A 19,090-nucleotide genomic window follows, 5' to 3' on the forward strand; every position below is an offset into this window, starting at 1 on the left:
AGAGGTAATGTGGAAAAATGAAAGAAATACGGATGAAATACCCGAAGGAACAGCCCGGGACAGAGATGGAGGACAAGATAAAACGGTTATATCAGGATGAATTTGGCGGCGGGATTGTGATAATGGATCTCAGCGTTCTCGACCGGGGACTTTCGGCGGAAACATTAGACAGGATGTCTGTCCTGACTGCTCAAAAAGCGGCTGGGTCCATGGAAAAGTTTCAACAGAAGCTGAAACTGCTGAGCGTTTGCGCTGCGGATGGAGAAACGGGAGATCCGGCGGAAACGTTGGACGTCTTCGATCCCTCTTACCGCATAGTGAAAAAGGAATATGCGGATTACTGCCGGGTGTTTTGTGATATTGACCGGCTTTTGGCGGTTGAGGGGACAAAACCGGTTTTGGGAGCCATAGACGGGAAGAGCGGAAGCGGAAAGAGCACGTTGGGAGAGCTGATCCGGGAGGTCTATGAGTGCAGCTTGTTTCATATGGATGATTTCTTTTTACAGCCTCATCAGAGAACCGAAGAACGGTTTGCCGAAATCGGTGGAAATGTGGATTATGAACGGTTTTATGACCAGGTGCTGATTCCTGTTCTGGCAGGAAAGAATTTCAGCTACAGGAGATATGACTGCTGTAGTGGGAAACTGGCGGAAACAATTGATGTAACCGCATCCAGGCTCAATATAATAGAAGGCGTTTACAGCCAGCATCCTTATTTTGGTGAAATCTATGATCTGAAGTATTTTTTGACTGTCAGTGATGAGGAGCAGAAGGAACGGATTTTAAAGAGAAACGGGGAATTTATGCTGGAGCGTTTTTTGAATGAGTGGATTCCGCTTGAGAATGCCTATTTTGAAAAATTCGGAATCGGCAAAACTGTTATAAAAAAATAAATTATCTGATAAAAACTAAAAATATAAACAAATAAATACATAATGATAATTTATACATGCCATAAAGAGATAAAATATAATAAATTTCAAGATTGTATTGACAAAAATACAATCTTGATGTATGATACAGATAACAAAAGAAAGGAAAACGACAATAATTAAGAAACAGGAGGATGGGCCCTTGGGATGACGTGTTAAAATTTCCAATCAGACGAGATTAAAAATTGTGATTCAAAAGGAGGGGTGGACTTAAAAAGATTTAAGATAGGAAATCAGATCAGTAAGTTATTTAATAGAAAGTATTTAGTATGATACAAGAATTTTAGTTCGAGAAAGAAGTAGTAGTTTAAAAAATGATTTGAAATGTCAATTTCAAATGATTCATATAGATGAAAAGTATTTTAAGAAGTAAAAATAAAAAATTGTAACAAAAAGATAGATGGAAATAAGTAATGAATAAAAATCTGATGGAATATCTTAAAATTGATTTGAGAAAACATACCGGATGAATCATCAATAAAAGATCCGGTGAGAGGAAAATTTTAATCATATACGAAATTCATTAGGTACCAAATGGATTGAGTGAAGGGAAGACGGATATCGATTATGGAAGATAATCAGATATCCGCCTTTTCTTTTGCATGTTCCGCATATGTTTATAAATGGGTCAATCATCTGGAAAGGCCCGCAAAAATTATATTCGCAGTCTCACCGCCCAGTTTTTAACGGCTGGTTAAAAGGCGGGCGGATTCACATTGTTCTCCACTGCCCCGGAGTGCGTCCATAGTATTTTTTAAACACTTTTGTAAAATAATTCTGATCATAAAATCCGCAGGAAACGGCTGTCTCATCGATGGATAAAGCAGGATTTTTTAATAGTTCAAGGCTATGATTCAGGCGGATTTCCGTCAGATATTCGTGAACGGATTTGTGGTATGCATTCCGGAAGGAACGGGTCAGGGTGGCGCGGCTGCAGTAAAAATGGCTGCAAAGGTCATCAATGGAAATCTTAGAAGCATAATTGCGGTGCAGATAATCGGACACTTTTTCCGGAAGATTGGTATGAGGCATTTTTAAATGCTCTTTTAACGTGATATAGGCAGCGCAGATATCCATAATGGAAATACAGGACAGAATCTGGTTTTTCGAGCGGATGGGAATTGTTCCCACCGCTTTTTTTAGTGCCGCTTCATCCGACGTATAGTGAAGGGCTTGTGAGATTACAAAATTCCTGCTTATTTTCTGGGTGTCCAGGGTTTGTCCCATCATCAGATATCCGGTCAGGGTTCCCATGTGGTAAAGGGGGGCAACCGCCTCATACAGCCCGAAATAGCACCGGTACAGATAGACTTCACCGGTTTTGGCCGCCTTTTGAAACGCCGCTTCATCGTAATGACGGCAGTGGTCCAGGCCTCCGGGGCAGTTTTGGATCAGCCTGCAAAATGGAGATTTTTCCTGGGGATAGGCGCAGATTTCCTGAAAATCCGTGCTGTAAACGGAGATGCGGAAGCCTGAAATGGTATATAAATTCTTTAGGATTTCCAGGAGTTCCAAGGAGGGAGTTATCATTGTATCATCACCGGGTTCCTTTCTGAAAAATGTATGGGTAAAAATAAATTAAATATCCGATATTACTAATAAGTATACGATATTCCATAGATAATTCCAAGGCTTTTTTTTATAATCAATCGTGAAGGCATTTTTAAAAATGCCTTCACGTCTCAGGTAAAAAAACCAAAATCAGGAGGAGATAGGGATGGAGAAGAAACCGGTATTGGCGATTATGGCGGCAGGCATGGGGAGCCGTTATGGCGGATTAAAACAGATTGATCCGGTGGATGAATATGGAAATTTGATTATTGACTTTTCGATTTATGACGCTAAAGAAGCGGGATTTGAAAAAGTTGTATTTATTATAAAAGAAGCAATTGAAAAGGATTTTAAAGAACTGATCGGCAGACGGATTGAGAAGCAGATGGAAGTGGAATATGTATATCAGGAGCTTGACAAACTTCCAAAGGGCTATCAGGTTCCGTCGGAACGTCAGAAACCATGGGGAACTGCCCACGCAATCCTCTGCTGCAAGGATGTGATCGACGGCCCGTTTGCGGTGATTAATGCGGATGATTATTATGGAAAAGAAGCGTTCCGGGCGATCTATGACCAGCTGATGACCATGAAGGATGGAGAAAAATACGAATATACCATGGTTGGATATGAACTCTATAAAACGTTGACTGATTTCGGTCATGTGGCCCGCGGGGTATGCCAGGTGGGTGCAGATCAAAAACTGGAAGATATTAAAGAGCGCACCAGAATCGAGAAGCGGGGAAATGGAGCTGCATTTACTGAGGATGACGGAGAGACATGGACTGAGCTTCCGGAAAACACGGTAGTCTCTATGAATATGTGGGGATTTACAAGAAGCATATTGGATGAGATCTCCAAACGGTTCAGCGCATTCTTGGATCAGCAGCTGCCGGTAAATCCGTTGAAATGTGAATATTTCCTTCCATTTGTGGTGGATGAGCTGCTGAAAGAGGGAAGAGCAGAAGTGAAAGTGCTGCATTCGAAAGATAATTGGTATGGAGTAACTTATAAAGAAGATAAAAAAGTGGTTGTGGATGCGGTTAAGGAATTAAAGGCGAAAGGCTGCTATCCGGAAACTTTATGGGAGGAGAGATAAGATGCAGGAGGTATTTCAGGCATTTCAATTTGAAGGAGATTTAGTTTCTTGTGAACGTTATGGAAGCGGACATATCAATGAAACTTACAGGCTGGTAACGGATGATAATGGGGAAACGCATGAGTATATATTACAGAAAATCAATCATCAGATCTTTAAGGATGTGCCGGGGCTGATGAAGAATATTGAAGGGGTAACCACCTTTTTGCGTGATATGATCGTCAAGGAAAACGGAGATCCGGACAGGGAAACTTTAAACCTGGTTCCTGCTAGGGATGGGAAGGTTTATTATCAGGACAGCTGTAAGGAGTACTGGAGGGCTTATTTCTTCATACAGGGCGCATCCTGCTACGATGCAGTGGAGAAGCCGGAGGATTTTTATGAAAGCGGCAAGGCATTTGGACGTTTCCAGGGACTGCTGGCGGAGTATCCGGCAGAGGAACTGACAGAGACGATTCCCAATTTCCACAACACTCCGGTCCGGTTTGAGGCATTCCGGGAAGCTGTGAAAAAGGATATCTGCGGCAGAGCCGGGCAGGTAGAGGCGGAAATCCGCTTTTTAATGGACCGGGAAAAAGAGATGGGTATCGCTATGGATATGCTGAGGAGGAAGGAACTCCCTCTCAGAGTTACCCACAATGATACGAAACTTAATAACATCATGATCGATGATGTGACCAGAAAGGCGATCTGCGTGATCGATCTGGATACGATAATGCCGGGACTCTCCATGTTTGACTTTGGAGATGCGATCCGGTTTGGAGCGAATACCGGTGCAGAGGATGAAACGGATCTGTCTAAAGTGTCCATTTCACTGCCTCTGTTTGAAATCTATACAAAAGGATTTTTGGAGGGCTGCAACGGAAATTTGACGGAAAAAGAGGTGCAGATGCTTCCGTGGGGAGCAAAACTGATGACATTGGAATGCGGAATGCGTTTTCTGACGGATTACCTGGAAGGGGATCATTATTTCAGGATTCACAGGGAGAATCATAATCTGGACCGGGCAAGAAGCCAGTTCGCTTTGGTGGCGGATATGGAAAAGATGTGGGGACAATTAGAGAAGATTGTGGGAAATCTTTGTTTAGTTGGCTAAGAAACGCCGGAAAGAAGGGAGCACCCGGGCGGCCGGCAGAAAGGAAAAGAGAGAGGGGATTCGAGTTTCGACCCTAAGTGATACTACGGCCGGCAAGGCCGGAAAAAGGCAGCGCGGCGCCCATTCACAGTGAACTCCTGATGACTTCACTGTTCAAGGGGCGCCTCAAATACTGATTCGGAATGAGGCTGCTGAAAAAGTCCCAGATTTTGTAAATTCAAAAATGTCATCCCATTTTATACACAATAATTTGATGTGAAGTGGTGAAAACATAATTAAAAAACCTGGATTTTTGACATAAAATGGGGAATGAATTTTAAGCAAAACACTTTTTCAGCAGCCTCTTCGGAATTCAGTATTTGTCTGCCTTTTTCCGGCCTTGCCGGCCAAGTATCACTAAGGGTCTGCAAACGATCCCCTCTCTCTTTTCCTTTCTGCCGGCCGCCCGGGGTGCTCCCTTCTTTCCGGCTGGTGCTTGGCTAGCTGAAGAGGAAAAGATTTTGTGGAGGGAAGTAATTTTACATCGAACGTGAAGGCTTTTTTGGAAATGCCTTGATGATTTAATGTAAAACGTGAAGGCTTTTTTGGAAATGCCTTAATGATTTAATGTAAAACGTGAAGGCTTTTTCGAAAATGCCTTCACGTTCGATGTAAATGAAAGGTGATTGACATTAGATAATTAGTTCCTTACAATCGATATAGAACTAATTGGGAGAGAAGTCCTCCACTTACTGCAATCACTCTGTTTAATGATTACATGCTGAATTTAAAAGATGTGACGCAGATTATGGGGATTTTAAGCCAGAATACGAAAAAGGTAGTTGCTATTCTTGAAAAAAAGGGATATGCTGAACTTTTAAGAGATGAAAATAACAGAATAAATTTAAGGATTGCATTGACTTAAAAAAGGTAAGAATACTATAAAAAGTGTGCTGAAGAAAAGGGAGTATATATAGAATCATTTTTAAGAAATTGAGGAACGTAAATTACCAGTGCTGTATGGCGGTCCTAGTAAATTATTGGAGAATGCTAATAAAATATTAAAATAAAGTATAAAAATAAAGGAGAATGATGACATGGCAATTTATATGAACGAACCTTCCAGAACCTTTGGAGAATACCTGTTAATACCGGGGTATTCATCGACACAGGCGATACCAGCAAATGTGAGCTTGAAAACGCCTTTAGTGAAATTTGAAAAAGGCAGCGCTCCGGCCCTGACGCTGAATATTCCCATGACTTCTGCGATCATGCAGTCTGTTTCCGATGATAATATGGCGGTTGCTTTGGCAAAGGAAGGCGGATTATCATTTATATACGGATCACAGAGCATTGAAAGCCAGGCGCAGATGGTGGCGCGGGTTAAAAATTACAGGGCGGGATTTGTTATCAGCGATTCCAACATTTCGCCGGAGTGCACATTGGCGGATATTCTGGAGTTGAAGAATAAGACAGGCCATTCTACCGTAGCGGTCACGGAAGACGGGACGCCGTCAGGAAAGCTGGTGGGAATTGTGACCAGCAGGGATTACAGGGTCAGCAGAATGACGGAAGACACAAAGGTGAAGGATTTCATGACCAAATTCGAGGATCTGGTTTGTGCCGATGACAGCACGACCCTTAAAGAGGCCAATGACGTGATCTGGGAGCATAAACTCAACTGTCTGCCGATTATTGACAAGGATCAGAAGCTGGTTTCACTGGTTTTCCGTAAAGACTATAATTCTCATAAAAAGAATGAAAATGAACTGATTGACAGTTCGAAACGCTATATGGTTGGAGCGGGAATCAATACGAGAGATTATAAAGAGCGTATTCCTGCCCTTATTGAAGCCGGAGCGGATGTTCTTTGCATTGATAGTTCAGAAGGATTCTCAGAATGGCAGAAGATCGTTCTGGAGTATGTGCGCGGGAATTACGGGGATAAGGTGAAAGTCGGTGCGGGAAATGTGGTAGACGGAGACGGTTTCCGGTTCCTTGCAGAATCAGGAGCTGATTTTGTAAAGGTGGGAATCGGCGGCGGAGCCATCTGCATTACGAGAGAACAAAAGGGAATCGGGCGCGGACAGGCCACCGCGTTAATTGAGGTTGCAAAGGCCAGAGAAGAGTATTTTAATGAAACCGGTATTTATGTGCCCATCTGTTCAGACGGTGGAATTGTGCACGACTATCATATCACGCTGGCTCTGGCAATGGGAGCTGATTTCCTGATGCTGGGAAGATATTTCGCTCGTTTTGATGAAAGCCCTACGAAAAAGGTCAATGTAAACGGAAGCTATATGAAAGAATACTGGGGCGAAGGAAGCGCCAGGGCAAGAAACTGGCAGAGGTATGACTTGGGCGGCGATGCCAAGCTTTCTTTTGAAGAAGGCGTCGATTCCTTAGTTCCCTATGCCGGTAGCCTGAAAGACAATGTGAATCTTTCTTTGAGCAAGGTCCGCTCAACCATGTGCAACTGCGGATGCCTTACGATTCCGGAACTTCAGAAAAATGCAAAGATAACTCTGGTTTCTTCTACCAGCATTGTGGAAGGCGGAGCCCACGACGTTATCTTAAAGGATAACCGTTAAAGGAGAGAATTTGAAGATAAGCAAAAGAGGTATGGTCGCGCGTGCGGCAGGAATACTGATTGCGATGGCTGCAGCCGTCTTCTGCGGATTCTTACTGGCCGGAGTTGTCCGGGAAACGCGTTTTGAACATCATAGGAAGGCCGGTATCAGGTATCTGGAAGAGATGGAGTATGAAGAAGCGGTAATCGCATTTACAGCGGCAATCCGCATTGAACCTAAGAAGATGGATGTTTATCTGTCTTTGGCGGATGCCTATGTGGAATTGGACGAGAAGGCTAAGGCTGATCAGGTTCTGGATACTGCTTTTATGGTTATCAGGTTGGAATATGAGGACAATGACCGTCAATTGGAGAAAAGCGAACTGGTGTTGGAGCGTTTGATGAGTTCTTATGAAGACCAGGGGCAGGAAAAAAAGGCGGATGAGGTAAAAGAGTGGATCATAAAGATCTCTCCGGATTGGAAGGAAAAGCCGGAGGATAAAGCGGAAGACGCAGAAGAAGAGACATCCGGGGAGCCGGAAAGGGTGAAAACGGATGAGAACAGGCCGGATTCTGAGACAGAGGCCTCAATTCCGGACATTTCGGAAGAGGAGCTGAGGGCGAAACTGGAGGCTGCGGCAGCCCATGAGATCATTGAATTTATCTATTGCGACCTCAATCAGGACGGAATCCATGAGGCGGTGGCATTGACCGGGATCAATGAAGACGATTTCTATATGACGGAAGTTGAATTGTGGTATATTGACGGGACGGGAGCGTCTGTTGTGGATACAGGCATAGACCAGATGGGATTCGCTATTGATTACTGGTACCTGGATGTGGTGGATGCAGGACAGGAGCAGCATGCGGTTCTGGACGGTAATATGATGATGGGAAGCATGAAACAGTGTTTTACCTATCGTTTGGAAAACGGCGGGCTGCATCAGGTCTATGACGGATACGGCGAGATATTTATGAGAGACGGCAGACTGTGGTTCGGTACGGAAGATTATGAGGGGCTGGAGACAAGCGACGGCATGCTGGGACATACATGGAAAGATTATCCCATCTGTTATGAGGGAGGAACTTATCAGGAATGTGGCGGAATCGAGATTTCCAAAGAATTTTTTATGGGGTATAAGGACTCGGAGAGGGTATGGGAACAGATGCTTTCAGAGGTATTGGAAGGAAATTTACAGGCCAAGTACGACGCTGTGATCTGGTATCGGGGCCAAGGGTTGATTACCGTGGATTTTGCGGTGTATGACGCGGAGGGGTACCGGGCATTTTCACATGCTTATATCAGTGTGGATAATGATAAGGCAGTCCTGTTGTCCTGGAAGTACACGGATGAGAATGGAACAGTGACCGATACTTTCTGCACAAAGAGCGGGATACTGGGAGAAAATGGAACCGGCCTCCCGGTTTTATATCCGGACCCGCCCGAGCATAAGGAAACGGCGCAGATCCGGAAAAAACGGTAATTCAAGTATAATCATTTTAGCTGCGGTTTTCGTATTCACGGGGAGAAATCCCCGTGATTTTTTTAAATACTTTGCTGAAATAATAAGGGTTATCAAAACCCAGCATGTCGGAAATCTCGTACATCAGATATTGATGGGTATCGATCAGCTCTTTTGCATGGTCGATTTTCACGGAAGCGATATAATCCGACAGGGTGGTGCCCGTATATTTTTTGAAGGTGTTGCTCAAATGGCCGTAGCTGATGTTTAAAGCGTCCGCGATATCGGTTAACGACAGCTTTTCCGTATAATGGGACTGAACGTAGCGCTTGGCCTGCTCCACCAGCTTGTCGGAACGGGTATTTTTCCGGTCGTCCAGCAGCTTGCACAGCTTTGCGCAGAAGCTCTGCAGCCATTCCAAAATGTCCGAAAGGCTGTTAAAATGATTTAAGTGCTCCGCAATATTGATCGTGTAAGGAAAGATATCCTGATAGCTGTTGTCCTCATTTTCAAAGAGGGAGTACAGGTATGTATAGATGTTGATGCAGGCGCTGGTGGCATGCTCTTTAACCGGCTTTCCGTCTTGAAACAGATCGATGATCTGGCTGAAGATGGACGCCATTTTTTCGCTGTCGTTTTGTGCGATGGAGGCGGATAAGTCCTTTTTCAGAAAATTAATGTTAAAGGTTCGGGCGTTGCTTTTGTGAAAGGACTGGCCGGAATAATAGACAACCGGTGAGGAGGAATCGTAATAGTAGTAATCCAGCGCGGTCAGGGCGTGCGTAAGGGCGTCAGGAAGGCCGTCTACATCTTCTGCCTGTTCGCTGATCCCATAGACGGCCGTGAGCTCGAAATAGGTTTTTAAAGCGGTGTTGCACTTGCTGCAGAAGCTGTCCACGATCTTGTGAAAATCGTCTCCCGGGCGCAGATCGGCTGCCAGCAGATAAACGGTATCCGAGTAGCTTAAAAGCGTCTGATCCGCAAACGTGCGTCCGGTGATTCCTCCTATAATTTCCAGAATCTGTTTTTGGATCTGGCGGAAATCATAGGTGTCCTCGCCCGGTTCAAAGCTGATGTTGTCGGAACGCATGGAGCACAGAATGATGAACGGGCGCTCATAGTGGTTTTTAAATTCCGGAGGCAGTTCTTCCTTTTCGGGAGAAAATGAGGCGGGGGACAGAAGCATTCTGCTCAGATACTGGTGCACCACGTCTTTGGAGTTGCTTTTTATCAAGTCGTCCAGCAGCTGATGCTGTTCATGTTTGATCATGATATCGCAGGATTTCTTCGCCTTGTCCAACGCTTCGATCAGCGCGTCTGCGTTTAAGTCGATTTTAACCAGGTAATCGGTGGCTCCGAGAGTCAGGGCTTTCCGGGCCAGAGTAAATTCTTCCAGATTGGTCAGCACGATGAAGGCAAAGGTATAGCCGTCCGCTTTACATTTTTCCACCAGCTCCAAGCCGTTCATGATGGGCATGCGGATGTCCGTGATCACAATATCGGGCTTCTGCTCTGCGATGATGTCGCATGCGGAAGGCCCGTTGGTGGCTTTTCCGACTATGGTGCAGTCGTGGTCTTCCCAAGTGATCAGCGATGCAATTCCTGCCAGTATAAGTGGTTCGTCGTCTACTAAAACAATACGATACATAAGAATTCTCCTGAATTTTCTATAAAATTTGCCGATTCGCTATAATCTATACTTCTAAAGGAAGCGAGACAGTAATGGTGGTATATTCATCCAGTACACTGTCGATTTTAACGCCGAAATCCTCTCCGTAAACAAGCTTCAGCCGCCGGTCTACGTTTGGCAGGCCGATTCCGCTCATATTGCTTTTGGTAACCCTGGAAGTGTCGGTCAGCAGTTTTTCGATATTCTCCGGAGAGATACCGATGCCGTTGTCCGTTACACTTACATAGAGAATTCCGTTTTTGGTATAGGCATGTATTTTGATTAAACCGCTGCGGCCGCTGGGCTCGATACCGCTGAAGATGGCATTTTCCACTAAAGGCTGCAGTGTGAGTTTGATGATCTTGGCGTCATAAAGAGATTCTGATTCCACATCTATTTCCACGTCGAACAGTTCGATATAACGTATCTTCTCTATTGTTACATAATTATTCAAAAAGTCAAGTTCTTGTCTCAAGGTGACTTTTTCGTTAAATCCCTTTGCCATATTTTTTAAGAGTGAGGAAAGGGCGGTTACCACCTGTACGATGCCGCTGTTTTTTTGGATGGTGGCAATCCATTTGATCGAATCCAAGGTGTTGTATAAAAAGTGCGGGTTGATCTGTGCCTGGAGCATCTTGATCTCCAAATCCTTTTTCTCCTTTTCACTCTGAACCCGGGTATCCAGGAGTTCGGAGATATGGCCTGACATATGATTGATCTGTTTGCCGATCATTCCGATCTCGTCGTCCGTTTCAATGGAAATATCTCTGCTGAAATCTCCGTGGGAAATCTGTTTCAGCCGGCCGGTCAGCCGCTTGATTGGCGCTCCTAACTGACGGGAAAATAACACGGACAGAATTAAGCCGATGGTGATACAGAAAAAGAAAATGATCACGATCGTATTGGCAATTACGGTATGGTCGAAATTCATATCCTCAACCGGCATGATTTCCATCAGGAGAAGGCCGCTGACCAGCTGTTTTTGATAGGTTATCACGCAGTCTTGGCCGGATAATTTTCTTCTCAAAACTCCGCTGAAGCTTTCGGAAGCCGTCAGCTCTCCGATCAGATCCCTGGTTTCCAATCTGCCGCCGTTTAAGGAAGAGATGACCTCGCCTTCGCCGGTGGTGATATAGAGAATCCGGTCCTCAGGCAGGATTTCCAGCAGGGAGTTGAACAGCTTTGGGGAAATTCCGAGAAATACCCAGGCGTCTTTTGGATCGTCATGCTCATTATATTGAAGAGGACGTACCAAAGGAATGATCTGCGGGTTAGCATATCGCCCTAATGGGAACGGGGATTCCTCTAAAGTAAGCTTGTACTGAGAAGAAGTTTTCGTAAGATAATCATTAAACCAGGGTGCGGACGTGATATTCTCAAGATCGTCGCCGGAACCGGCGGAGCTGCCGGCCTGAATCAGAAGCTGATCCTTATTATATAAAGTAATTTTGTATATATATTCACTGTAACCGGAGATGGCGCAGAAATCCCGGAGGACATCGGCGGCATAAAGAGCCATCCGCTCATTAGAACCCGTCTGGGAATAATTCAGTGAAGTGGTTAAAAAAAGAGATTTTCGTTCCGCACAGTTTAACAGTATATTCACCATCTCATCGTAGGCCAGAGCCGCCCGGTCGGATAAGGTTTGAATCCGGTTTACGGAGTTGTTGGTCTCATTTTTAATCACGTCATTCTTATAAGAAGTAAAATTGTAAAAACTGACCACACAGGCGATGCAGATAATGATCAGCATATTGTAAAAAATCAGTTTCCTCTGAAATGTTTTCGGCGCTGCGGACGCCGCGTGTAAGGGGAATTTTGCCATAGAAAAGGACCTCCTGTGATCTGTTTTTATCATACCGTTATTGAGGAGAAAAAACAATGAAATCGTCTGGAAATCAGGAAAAAGTATAAGAATCTGTAAAAAGTATATTTTTTTATCCGGGCGGAAAAATAAGGGAAATAAATAGTAACAGAATTCTTCAAATCGTTTATTCAGGTAAAAAACCAAGTCTGTTATCCTTTAACTATCAAGTGAAACACAGAGCAAAATGATAAGGGAGGTTTTTAAACATGAAATCAAAGAAAGCATTAGCAGCAGCGCTCTGCGCAATGATGGTTGCCTCATTAACCGCATGCGGCGGTGGAAAAACTCAGCCGGCAGCTGACAGCAAGACAGAGACAAAAGCAGGAGAAACAGAAAAAGCAGCAGAGACCACAGCAGGAGAAACGGAAAAAGCAGCATCCGGCGAGCAGGTAGAATTATCCGTAACCACTTGGGATAATGAATCTTCACCTCAGTTCTCAGCGGTAATCGAAGCTTATGAAGCTAAAAATCCTAATGTAAAGATTAAGATTATCGACACTTCCGCAGATGAGTACAACAACTCTCTCGGAATCAGCTTATCAGCAGCACAGCCTGATCCGGACGTAATCTGGGTAAAGGATATGGGTTCCATGCTTCAGATGGCAGACAAGAACCAGCTGCTTCCGATTGACGACTTCATTAAAAATGACAATTTTGATTTGTCCATCTATAAAGGCGCAGCAGAACAGCTTCAGTACAACGGCGTTTCCTACGCGCTTCCATACCGCAATGACTGGTATGTGCTTTACTACAACAAAGATTTATTTGACGCAGCAGGCGTTGAATATCCTTCCAATGATATGACATGGGAACAGTATGACGAGCTGGCAGCTAAGCTGACATCAGGAGAAGGCAGCGCTAAGGTTTACGGAAGCCACAACCACACATGGCAGGCGCTTGTTACAAACTGGGCCGTACAGGACGGAAAGAACACAGTTGTTGAGAAAGATTACAGCTTCTTAAAACCTTGGTATGAGGAAGCTCTTGCATTACAGGACAACGGATATATCCAGGATTATTCCACTTTAAAGACAGCTAATATTCATTATTCATCTGTATTTAAAAACCAGCAGTGCGCAATGATGCCTATGGGAACCTGGTTTATCGCAACTATGATGCAGTCTCAGGCAGAAGGCGAAACAGATTTCAACTGGGGCGTAGCTAATATTCCTCATCCTTCCGATACCGGAGCAGGATACACCGTTGGTGCTTTGACACCGGTTGCAATCAGCGCTTATACAGACCAGGCTGACCTGGCATGGGATTTCGTTAAATTCGCAGCTTCTGAAGAAGCAGCAGAAATTCTTGCACAGCAGGGCGTATTTACAGGTATCCAGACAGAAGAATCCATGAAGACCATCGCTTCCGCAGAACATTTCCCGGAAGGCGACAGCAATGTAGAGGCGTTATCCTATAACCACTATGCATTTGACCGTCCACTGGATCCTCAGATCGAAGAAATCCGTACTGTCTTAGACGAAGTACATGAAATGATTATGATCAAAGCTTATTCTGTCGATGATGGAATTAAAGAAATGACAGAACGTGTCGCAAAAATCAAAGGCTGGAACTAATTAACGTTTAGGCTGATAAAAAGAGCGCCTCTGAATATGCAGATTTTTTGGAGCGCGCTCTTTTTTTGCCCAAACGGGGCATTTTTAAACAGGTTTTATAAGGAAATATGAAAAAACGGGGATTTTTTCATGCGTGTCAGTAAGCCGTTTGCGCGGAAGAAATGGAGGAGAATATGAACGAAAAGAAGAAAAAAGGTCTGACTTCCAGGCAAAAAAGAGTCATTCGTGACAACCTGACCGGATATGCATTTGTTCTGCCCAACTTAATCGGGTATTCCATATTTGTATTTATTCCGGTATGCTTTTCATTTGTTTTAAGCGTTATGCAGTGGGATGGTTCCCAAGCGCCTATGAAATTTGTAGGGCTTGCCAACTTTGCTCAGATTTTTTCAGATGATGTGTTTGTCAAATCATTTTTTAATACTATAGAATATGCGGCCATGACGGTTCTGCCTACATTGGTTCTGTCATTGCTTTTAGCCGTACTCTTAAATTCGAAAATAAAAGGAATTGCGCTTTTCAGAACGTCGTTCTTTTTCCCATATATCGCTTCGATTGTGGCGGTAGGTGCCGTGTGGAACATGCTGTTCCAACCGGATTTCGGACCTATTAATGAAGCGCTGAAGTTTATTGGAATCAGCAATCCGCCTAGATGGGTGGTGGATGTAAAGTGGGCGATGGTTGCAATCGCCATTGTAAGTATATGGAAATATATGGGTTATTACATGATCGTATATCTGGCAGCTCTTCAGGGCATTTCCAAATCATTATATGAAGCGGCCAGCATCGACGGGGCAAATGGCCTGCAGAAGCTGCGCTATATCACGGTGCCCATGCTGACGCCGACCACATTTTTCGTTCTGATCATGCTCACCATTCAGTGTTTCAAAGTATTCGATCTGGTATATGTTATGACCGGCGGCGGCCCGGGAAACGCTACAAAGACGCTGGTTAACTATATCTATGAAAAAGCATTTAAGAGCTGGCAGTTAGGGCCGGCAAGTGCAGGCGCAATCATACTGTTCGCAGTAGTTTTGGTAATTACCTTGATCCAGTTCTCAGGCGAGAAAAAATGGTCCAAGGACATGATGTAGGAAAGGAGCGGTGAAACGATTATGAAAGCTAGAGAAAAAACAATGAAAAACATATTGGTTGCAGCACTGGTCCTTTTATCTTTGCTCATGCTGGTTCCATTTTACTGGATGGTAATCTCTTCCTTGAAGTTAAATAAGGACGTATTTTCCATACCGATGAAGTGGTGGCCGGATGAAATGCATTGGGAAAACTATCAGACCATCTGGAAGAAGCTTCCACTTTTGACATTCTTTTTAAATACTGCTAAACTAACCATATGTACAACGGCTATTCAGCTTTGTACCAGCTGTTTTGCAGCATATGGGTTTACGAAAACGAAGTTTAAGGGCAGGGATTTGATCTTTTTAATGTATGTCACCACAATTGCGGTTCCGTGGCAGGTATATATGATCCCTCAGTTCATTCTTGTATCTAAAATGGGCTTAAATGACACTCACTTAGGACTGATCCTGATGCAGGCGTTCTCCGCATTCGGTGTGTTCTTAATCCGTCAGTTTTATATCAGCATTCCGGATGAACTCTGTGAAGCTGCCAGAATTGACGGTCTGACGGAATTTGGTATTTTCAGAAGAATTGTGTTCCCTCTCGGCAAGCCGGCGATGGCTACTTTGGTTATCTTTACATTTACAACGGTATGGAATGACTTTATGGGACCTCTCATCTATCTGAAAACAAAAGAATTAAAGACCATCCAGTTAGGTATCCGCATGTTCATCTCCCAGTACGGCGCTGATTATGCCTGGATTATGGCTGCTTCGGTTTGTTCTCTGATTCCTGTTGTGATTGTATTTTTAAGCTGCCAGAAATTCTTCGTTGAAGGAGTTGCTGCCAGCGGCATCAAAGGTTAAAGACAAAAAGGAGATTTGGTATGGCACAGACGTTTGAAAGTTTGAAAATGTATCCGGGGCTGGAACGCGATGATGTGAAGAAGGCTTTGGAAGGCGCAATTGGAGTTGTAAGAGAGGATCTTGGACAGTTTACGGACTTTTTCCCTTCCTCCAACAGCTTTGATAATTTTTTCCAGCCCACCGACAATGTGGAGTGGACTACGGGATTCTGGACCGGAGTTTTATGGCTCGCTTATGAAGACACCAATGAAGAGTGTTTCAAAGAGGCAGCTTTAAAGCAGGTGGACAGTTTCTTAAACAGAATTGAGAATAAAATCGATGTGAACCATCATGATATGGGCTTTTTATTCAGCCTTTCCTGTGTTGCGGCTTATAAGCTGACAGGAAGCGAGACAGGTAAAAAAGCGGCATTACTGGCCGCAGACCATCTGGCAGAGCGCTACCGTGAAGTGGGCAAATTCCTTCAGGCCTGGGGAAATGTGGGAGAAGCCAAGGAATACCGCCTGATTATCGACTGCCTGTTGAACCTGCCCATCCTTTACTGGGCCAGTGAGGTGACGGGAGATCCCTCTTATGCGGATAAGGCGGAAAATCATATTAAGACAGCTATGCGCTGCGTGCTCCGCCCGGATCATTCCACCTATCATACTCATTTTATCGATATGGAGACAGGAGAGCCTACATATGGCGTAACTCACCAGGGCAACCGCAACAATTCCGCCTGGGCCAGAGGCCAGGCGTGGGGCATTTATGGAATCGCACTCAGCTACCGCTATCTGAAAAAACCGGAATATATTGACTTATTTTTCCAGGTAACAGACTATTTTATTGAACATCTACCAGAAGATCTGGTTCCTTATTGGGATTTTGATTTCGATACGGGAAGCGAGGAGCCAAGGGATTCTTCCGCGTCCGCCATCGCTGTCTGCGGAATCCTGGAAATGTGCAAATATTTGGACGAAGAAACCGGCAAGAAATACCGGGACGCTGCCGATAAGATGATGAAAGCCCTGATCGTTCACTGCGCCAATACGGATAGTAAGAAGAGCAATGGTCTGCTGCTTCACGGAACCTATGCAAGGGATTCCAAGGAAAATACCTGTAAGAACCGGGGCGTGGATGAATGCAACACCTGGGGAGATTATTTCTATATGGAAGCTCTCACCAGAATGACGAAGGACTGGAATCTGTACTGGTAATGAAACAGCCTAATTTATTATATATTTTTGCAGACCAATGGCGTTATGAAGCGATGGGATATGTGAAGGAAGATCAGGTAATAACGCCGAATATCGATTGTTTTGCCGAAGAGAGCATGCGTTTTTCCAATGCTTACAGCACATTTCCGTTGTGTTCTCCCCACAGGGCGTCTCTGATGACGGGCAAATACCCGTTCAGTGTCGGTATGTGGACCAACTGCAAGATCGGCCTGGAAGAAAAGATCATGCTAAAGCCCCAGGAAACCTGTATTGCCAATGTGCTGAAAGACCATGGCTACCAGACCGGATACATCGGAAAATGGCATCTGGACGCGTCGGAACTGAATTTCGATCCTCATCCGGAATCCGGCGCGAAAAACTGGGATGCCTATACGCCGCCGGGTGAGCGCCGCCAGGGCTTTGACTACTGGCTTTCCTACGGGGCAGACGACGAGCACCTGAATCCTCATTACTGGAGCGACAGCCCAAAACAGATCCGTCCGGGCAAATGGTCGGCTGAGTACGAGACAGACCGGGCGATTGACTACATAAATGATAAAAAGCACAGTAAAGAGCCGTTCGCTTTATTCTTGTCCTACAATCCGCCTCATCTCCCATATGAACTGGTGCCTGACCGTTATTATGAGAAGTTTAAGGACCTCCCTGTCCATTACCGGGACAACGTGCCGGAAGAGATGAGAACGGAGAAGCTGGAAACCATTACAAGGCAGTATTTTGCCGCTGTAAACGGAATTGACGAACAGTTCGGCCGGATCATGGAATATCTAAAGGAACAGGGGCTGGAAGAGGATACTTTAGTGGTGCTTTCCGCAGACCATGGAGAGATGCTGGGGTCCCACGGCCTGATGAGCAAGAATATATGGTATGAAGAATCCGTTCATATTCCTCTCATGATGAGACAAAAAGGCAGGATTACACCAGGGGAAAACGGCGAACTTTTCGCCAGCCCTGACCACATGCCAACCCTTTTAGACCTTCTTAACCTTCCGGTCCCGGAAACCTGCCAGGGCTACAGCCACAAAAAAGGAATGTTCGCCGCCGATGAAAATGCGCCCGAAGATATGTTCCTATGTTCCTATCCTGGCGGAGCCGAGATGGTAGCAGCCTTTGAAAAATGCGGCCTCACCCATAAAGCTTACGGATGGCGCGGCATAAAGACCCACCGCTACACCTATGTGGTGAGCAACGGATATGCGCCTGGAGAAGAAACAAAAGAATATCTCTACGACGACGCCAACGACAAATACCAGCTGAATCCCCGGATGATCGAACCGGATTCGGAGGAGAAACTAATACTGGAATTCAGAAAAAAATTAAAAAATTACCTAAATCTAACCCAAGACCCATTTTTACTTATCAGCGAGAGTTAAATCTTTATTTAGTTAACTAAGAAACGCCGGAAAGAAGGGGAAACCTGGGCGGGCGGCGGTAATAGAGAAAGACAGGGGATTCGGGTTACGCCCCTAAGTGATACTAGGCCGCCAAGAGCGGAAAAAGGCAGCGCGGCGCCATTCGCGGTGAACTCTTTATGACTTCATCGCTCAAGGGCGCCTCAAATACTGATTCGGAATTTCAGTATTTGTCTGCCTTTTTCCGCTCTTGCCGACCAAGTATCACTAAGGGGCTGCACACGATCCCCTGTCTTTCTCTATTACCGCCGCCCGCCCAGGTTTCCCCTTCTTTCCGGCTGTTACTTGGCTAGCTGAGGATAAAAAAGATTTTGGATATGAGAGTATTTTTTACATCAAACGTGAAGGCTTTTTCAGAAATGACTTCACGTTTTAATGTAAAGGGTGAGGTCTTTTCGTGAAATGCCTTGACGTTTAAAGTAAAAACCCGAAGGCTTTTCTGAAAATTCTGTGGCGTTCCATGTAAATTGGCTTCTATATAAATACCAATACAATAACATTGTTTTTAACCAGGCTAGCGAAAACCAGCACAGAACCAGGAGGCGGAGCCGGAAGGAAACGATCAGAGGAGGGAACCGGGCCGGGGAAGCAAGATACGGACAGATGGGATTCGGGATTCGCCCCTAAGAACTACTAAGGCCCGTAAGGACAGAACGAGGCAGGCCAGCGCCATTCGCAGTGAACTCTTTATGACTTCGCTGCTCAGCGGCGCTTTAAAAACT

Annotated in this window: 13 protein-coding genes; 10 read left to right on the plus strand and 3 right to left on the minus strand. The window is 44.9% G+C overall.

The window, feature by feature from the left end; genetic code table 11:
* The first annotated feature begins 32 nt into the window (after positions 1-32).
* The gene (locus tag C0033_RS27375; protein ID WP_242984415.1) at positions 33-893 is read left to right on the plus strand and encodes a hypothetical protein; all 861 of its coding nucleotides are present in this window, start codon (positions 33-35) and stop codon (positions 891-893) included.
* Positions 894-1,643: 750 nt separating this feature from the next.
* Here the strand turns inward: C0033_RS27375 and C0033_RS04910 are convergent.
* A complete protein-coding gene (locus tag C0033_RS04910; RefSeq protein ID WP_103226748.1) occupies positions 1,644-2,462 on the minus strand; it encodes a PocR ligand-binding domain-containing protein in 819 nt (272 codons plus the stop codon).
* Between the two features lie 187 nt (positions 2,463-2,649).
* Here C0033_RS04910 and C0033_RS04915 point away from each other — a divergent pair, with 187 nt between their 5' ends.
* From C0033_RS04915 to C0033_RS04930, 4 genes are all read left to right on the plus strand, one after another.
* On the plus strand, positions 2,650-3,579 hold the full coding sequence (locus C0033_RS04915; RefSeq protein WP_103226749.1) for a sugar phosphate nucleotidyltransferase: 930 nt from the start codon (positions 2,650-2,652) through the stop codon (positions 3,577-3,579).
* 1 nt (position 3,580) lies between these two features.
* A complete protein-coding gene (locus C0033_RS04920; RefSeq protein ID WP_103226750.1) occupies positions 3,581-4,675 on the plus strand; it encodes an aminoglycoside phosphotransferase family protein in 1,095 nt (364 codons plus the stop codon).
* A gap of 1,076 nt (positions 4,676-5,751) precedes the next feature.
* Positions 5,752-7,245, plus strand: coding sequence for an IMP dehydrogenase (locus C0033_RS04925; protein ID WP_103226751.1), 1,494 nt, complete (start codon positions 5,752-5,754; stop codon positions 7,243-7,245).
* Positions 7,246-7,255: 10 nt separating this feature from the next.
* Positions 7,256-8,707 (plus strand): tetratricopeptide repeat protein, encoded by a 1,452-nt coding sequence (locus tag C0033_RS04930; RefSeq protein WP_146043733.1) that lies wholly within the window; start codon positions 7,256-7,258, stop codon positions 8,705-8,707.
* Between the two features lie 16 nt (positions 8,708-8,723).
* Here the strand turns inward: C0033_RS04930 and C0033_RS04935 are convergent, their stop codons facing one another.
* Positions 8,724-10,334: an AraC family transcriptional regulator gene (locus C0033_RS04935; protein WP_103226753.1), complete on the minus strand. Its 1,611-nt coding sequence runs from the start codon at positions 10,332-10,334 to the stop codon at positions 8,724-8,726.
* A gap of 46 nt (positions 10,335-10,380) precedes the next feature.
* Positions 10,381-12,180 carry a histidine kinase gene (locus tag C0033_RS04940; protein WP_103226781.1) on the minus strand — a complete coding sequence of 600 codons (1,800 nt, stop codon included), beginning with the start codon at positions 12,178-12,180 and terminating at the stop codon, positions 10,381-10,383.
* Positions 12,181-12,428: 248 nt separating this feature from the next.
* On the opposite strand from C0033_RS04940, the gene C0033_RS04945 reads away from it, so the two are divergent.
* From C0033_RS04945 to C0033_RS04965, 5 genes are all read left to right on the plus strand, one after another.
* Complete coding sequence (locus tag C0033_RS04945; protein ID WP_103226754.1) at positions 12,429-13,796, plus strand: sugar ABC transporter substrate-binding protein; 1,368 nt, start codon at positions 12,429-12,431, stop codon at positions 13,794-13,796.
* Positions 13,797-13,969: 173 nt separating this feature from the next.
* On the plus strand, positions 13,970-14,890 hold the full coding sequence (locus C0033_RS04950) for a sugar ABC transporter permease (protein ID WP_103226755.1): 921 nt from the start codon (positions 13,970-13,972) through the stop codon (positions 14,888-14,890).
* Between the two features lie 21 nt (positions 14,891-14,911).
* Positions 14,912-15,739, plus strand: coding sequence for a carbohydrate ABC transporter permease (locus C0033_RS04955; RefSeq protein WP_103226756.1), 828 nt, complete (start codon positions 14,912-14,914; stop codon positions 15,737-15,739).
* A gap of 20 nt (positions 15,740-15,759) precedes the next feature.
* Positions 15,760-16,938: a glycoside hydrolase family 88 protein gene (locus tag C0033_RS04960; RefSeq protein ID WP_103226757.1), complete on the plus strand. Its 1,179-nt coding sequence runs from the start codon at positions 15,760-15,762 to the stop codon at positions 16,936-16,938.
* Positions 16,938-18,329: a sulfatase gene (locus C0033_RS04965; protein WP_103226758.1), complete on the plus strand. Its 1,392-nt coding sequence runs from the start codon at positions 16,938-16,940 to the stop codon at positions 18,327-18,329. Before C0033_RS04960 ends, C0033_RS04965 begins: the two co-directional genes overlap by 1 nt.
* The last annotated feature ends 761 nt before the right edge of the window (positions 18,330-19,090 follow it).

The organism is Clostridium sp. chh4-2 (assembly GCF_002899675.1).
Classification (GTDB): Bacteria; Bacillota; Clostridia; order Lachnospirales; family Lachnospiraceae; genus CHH4-2.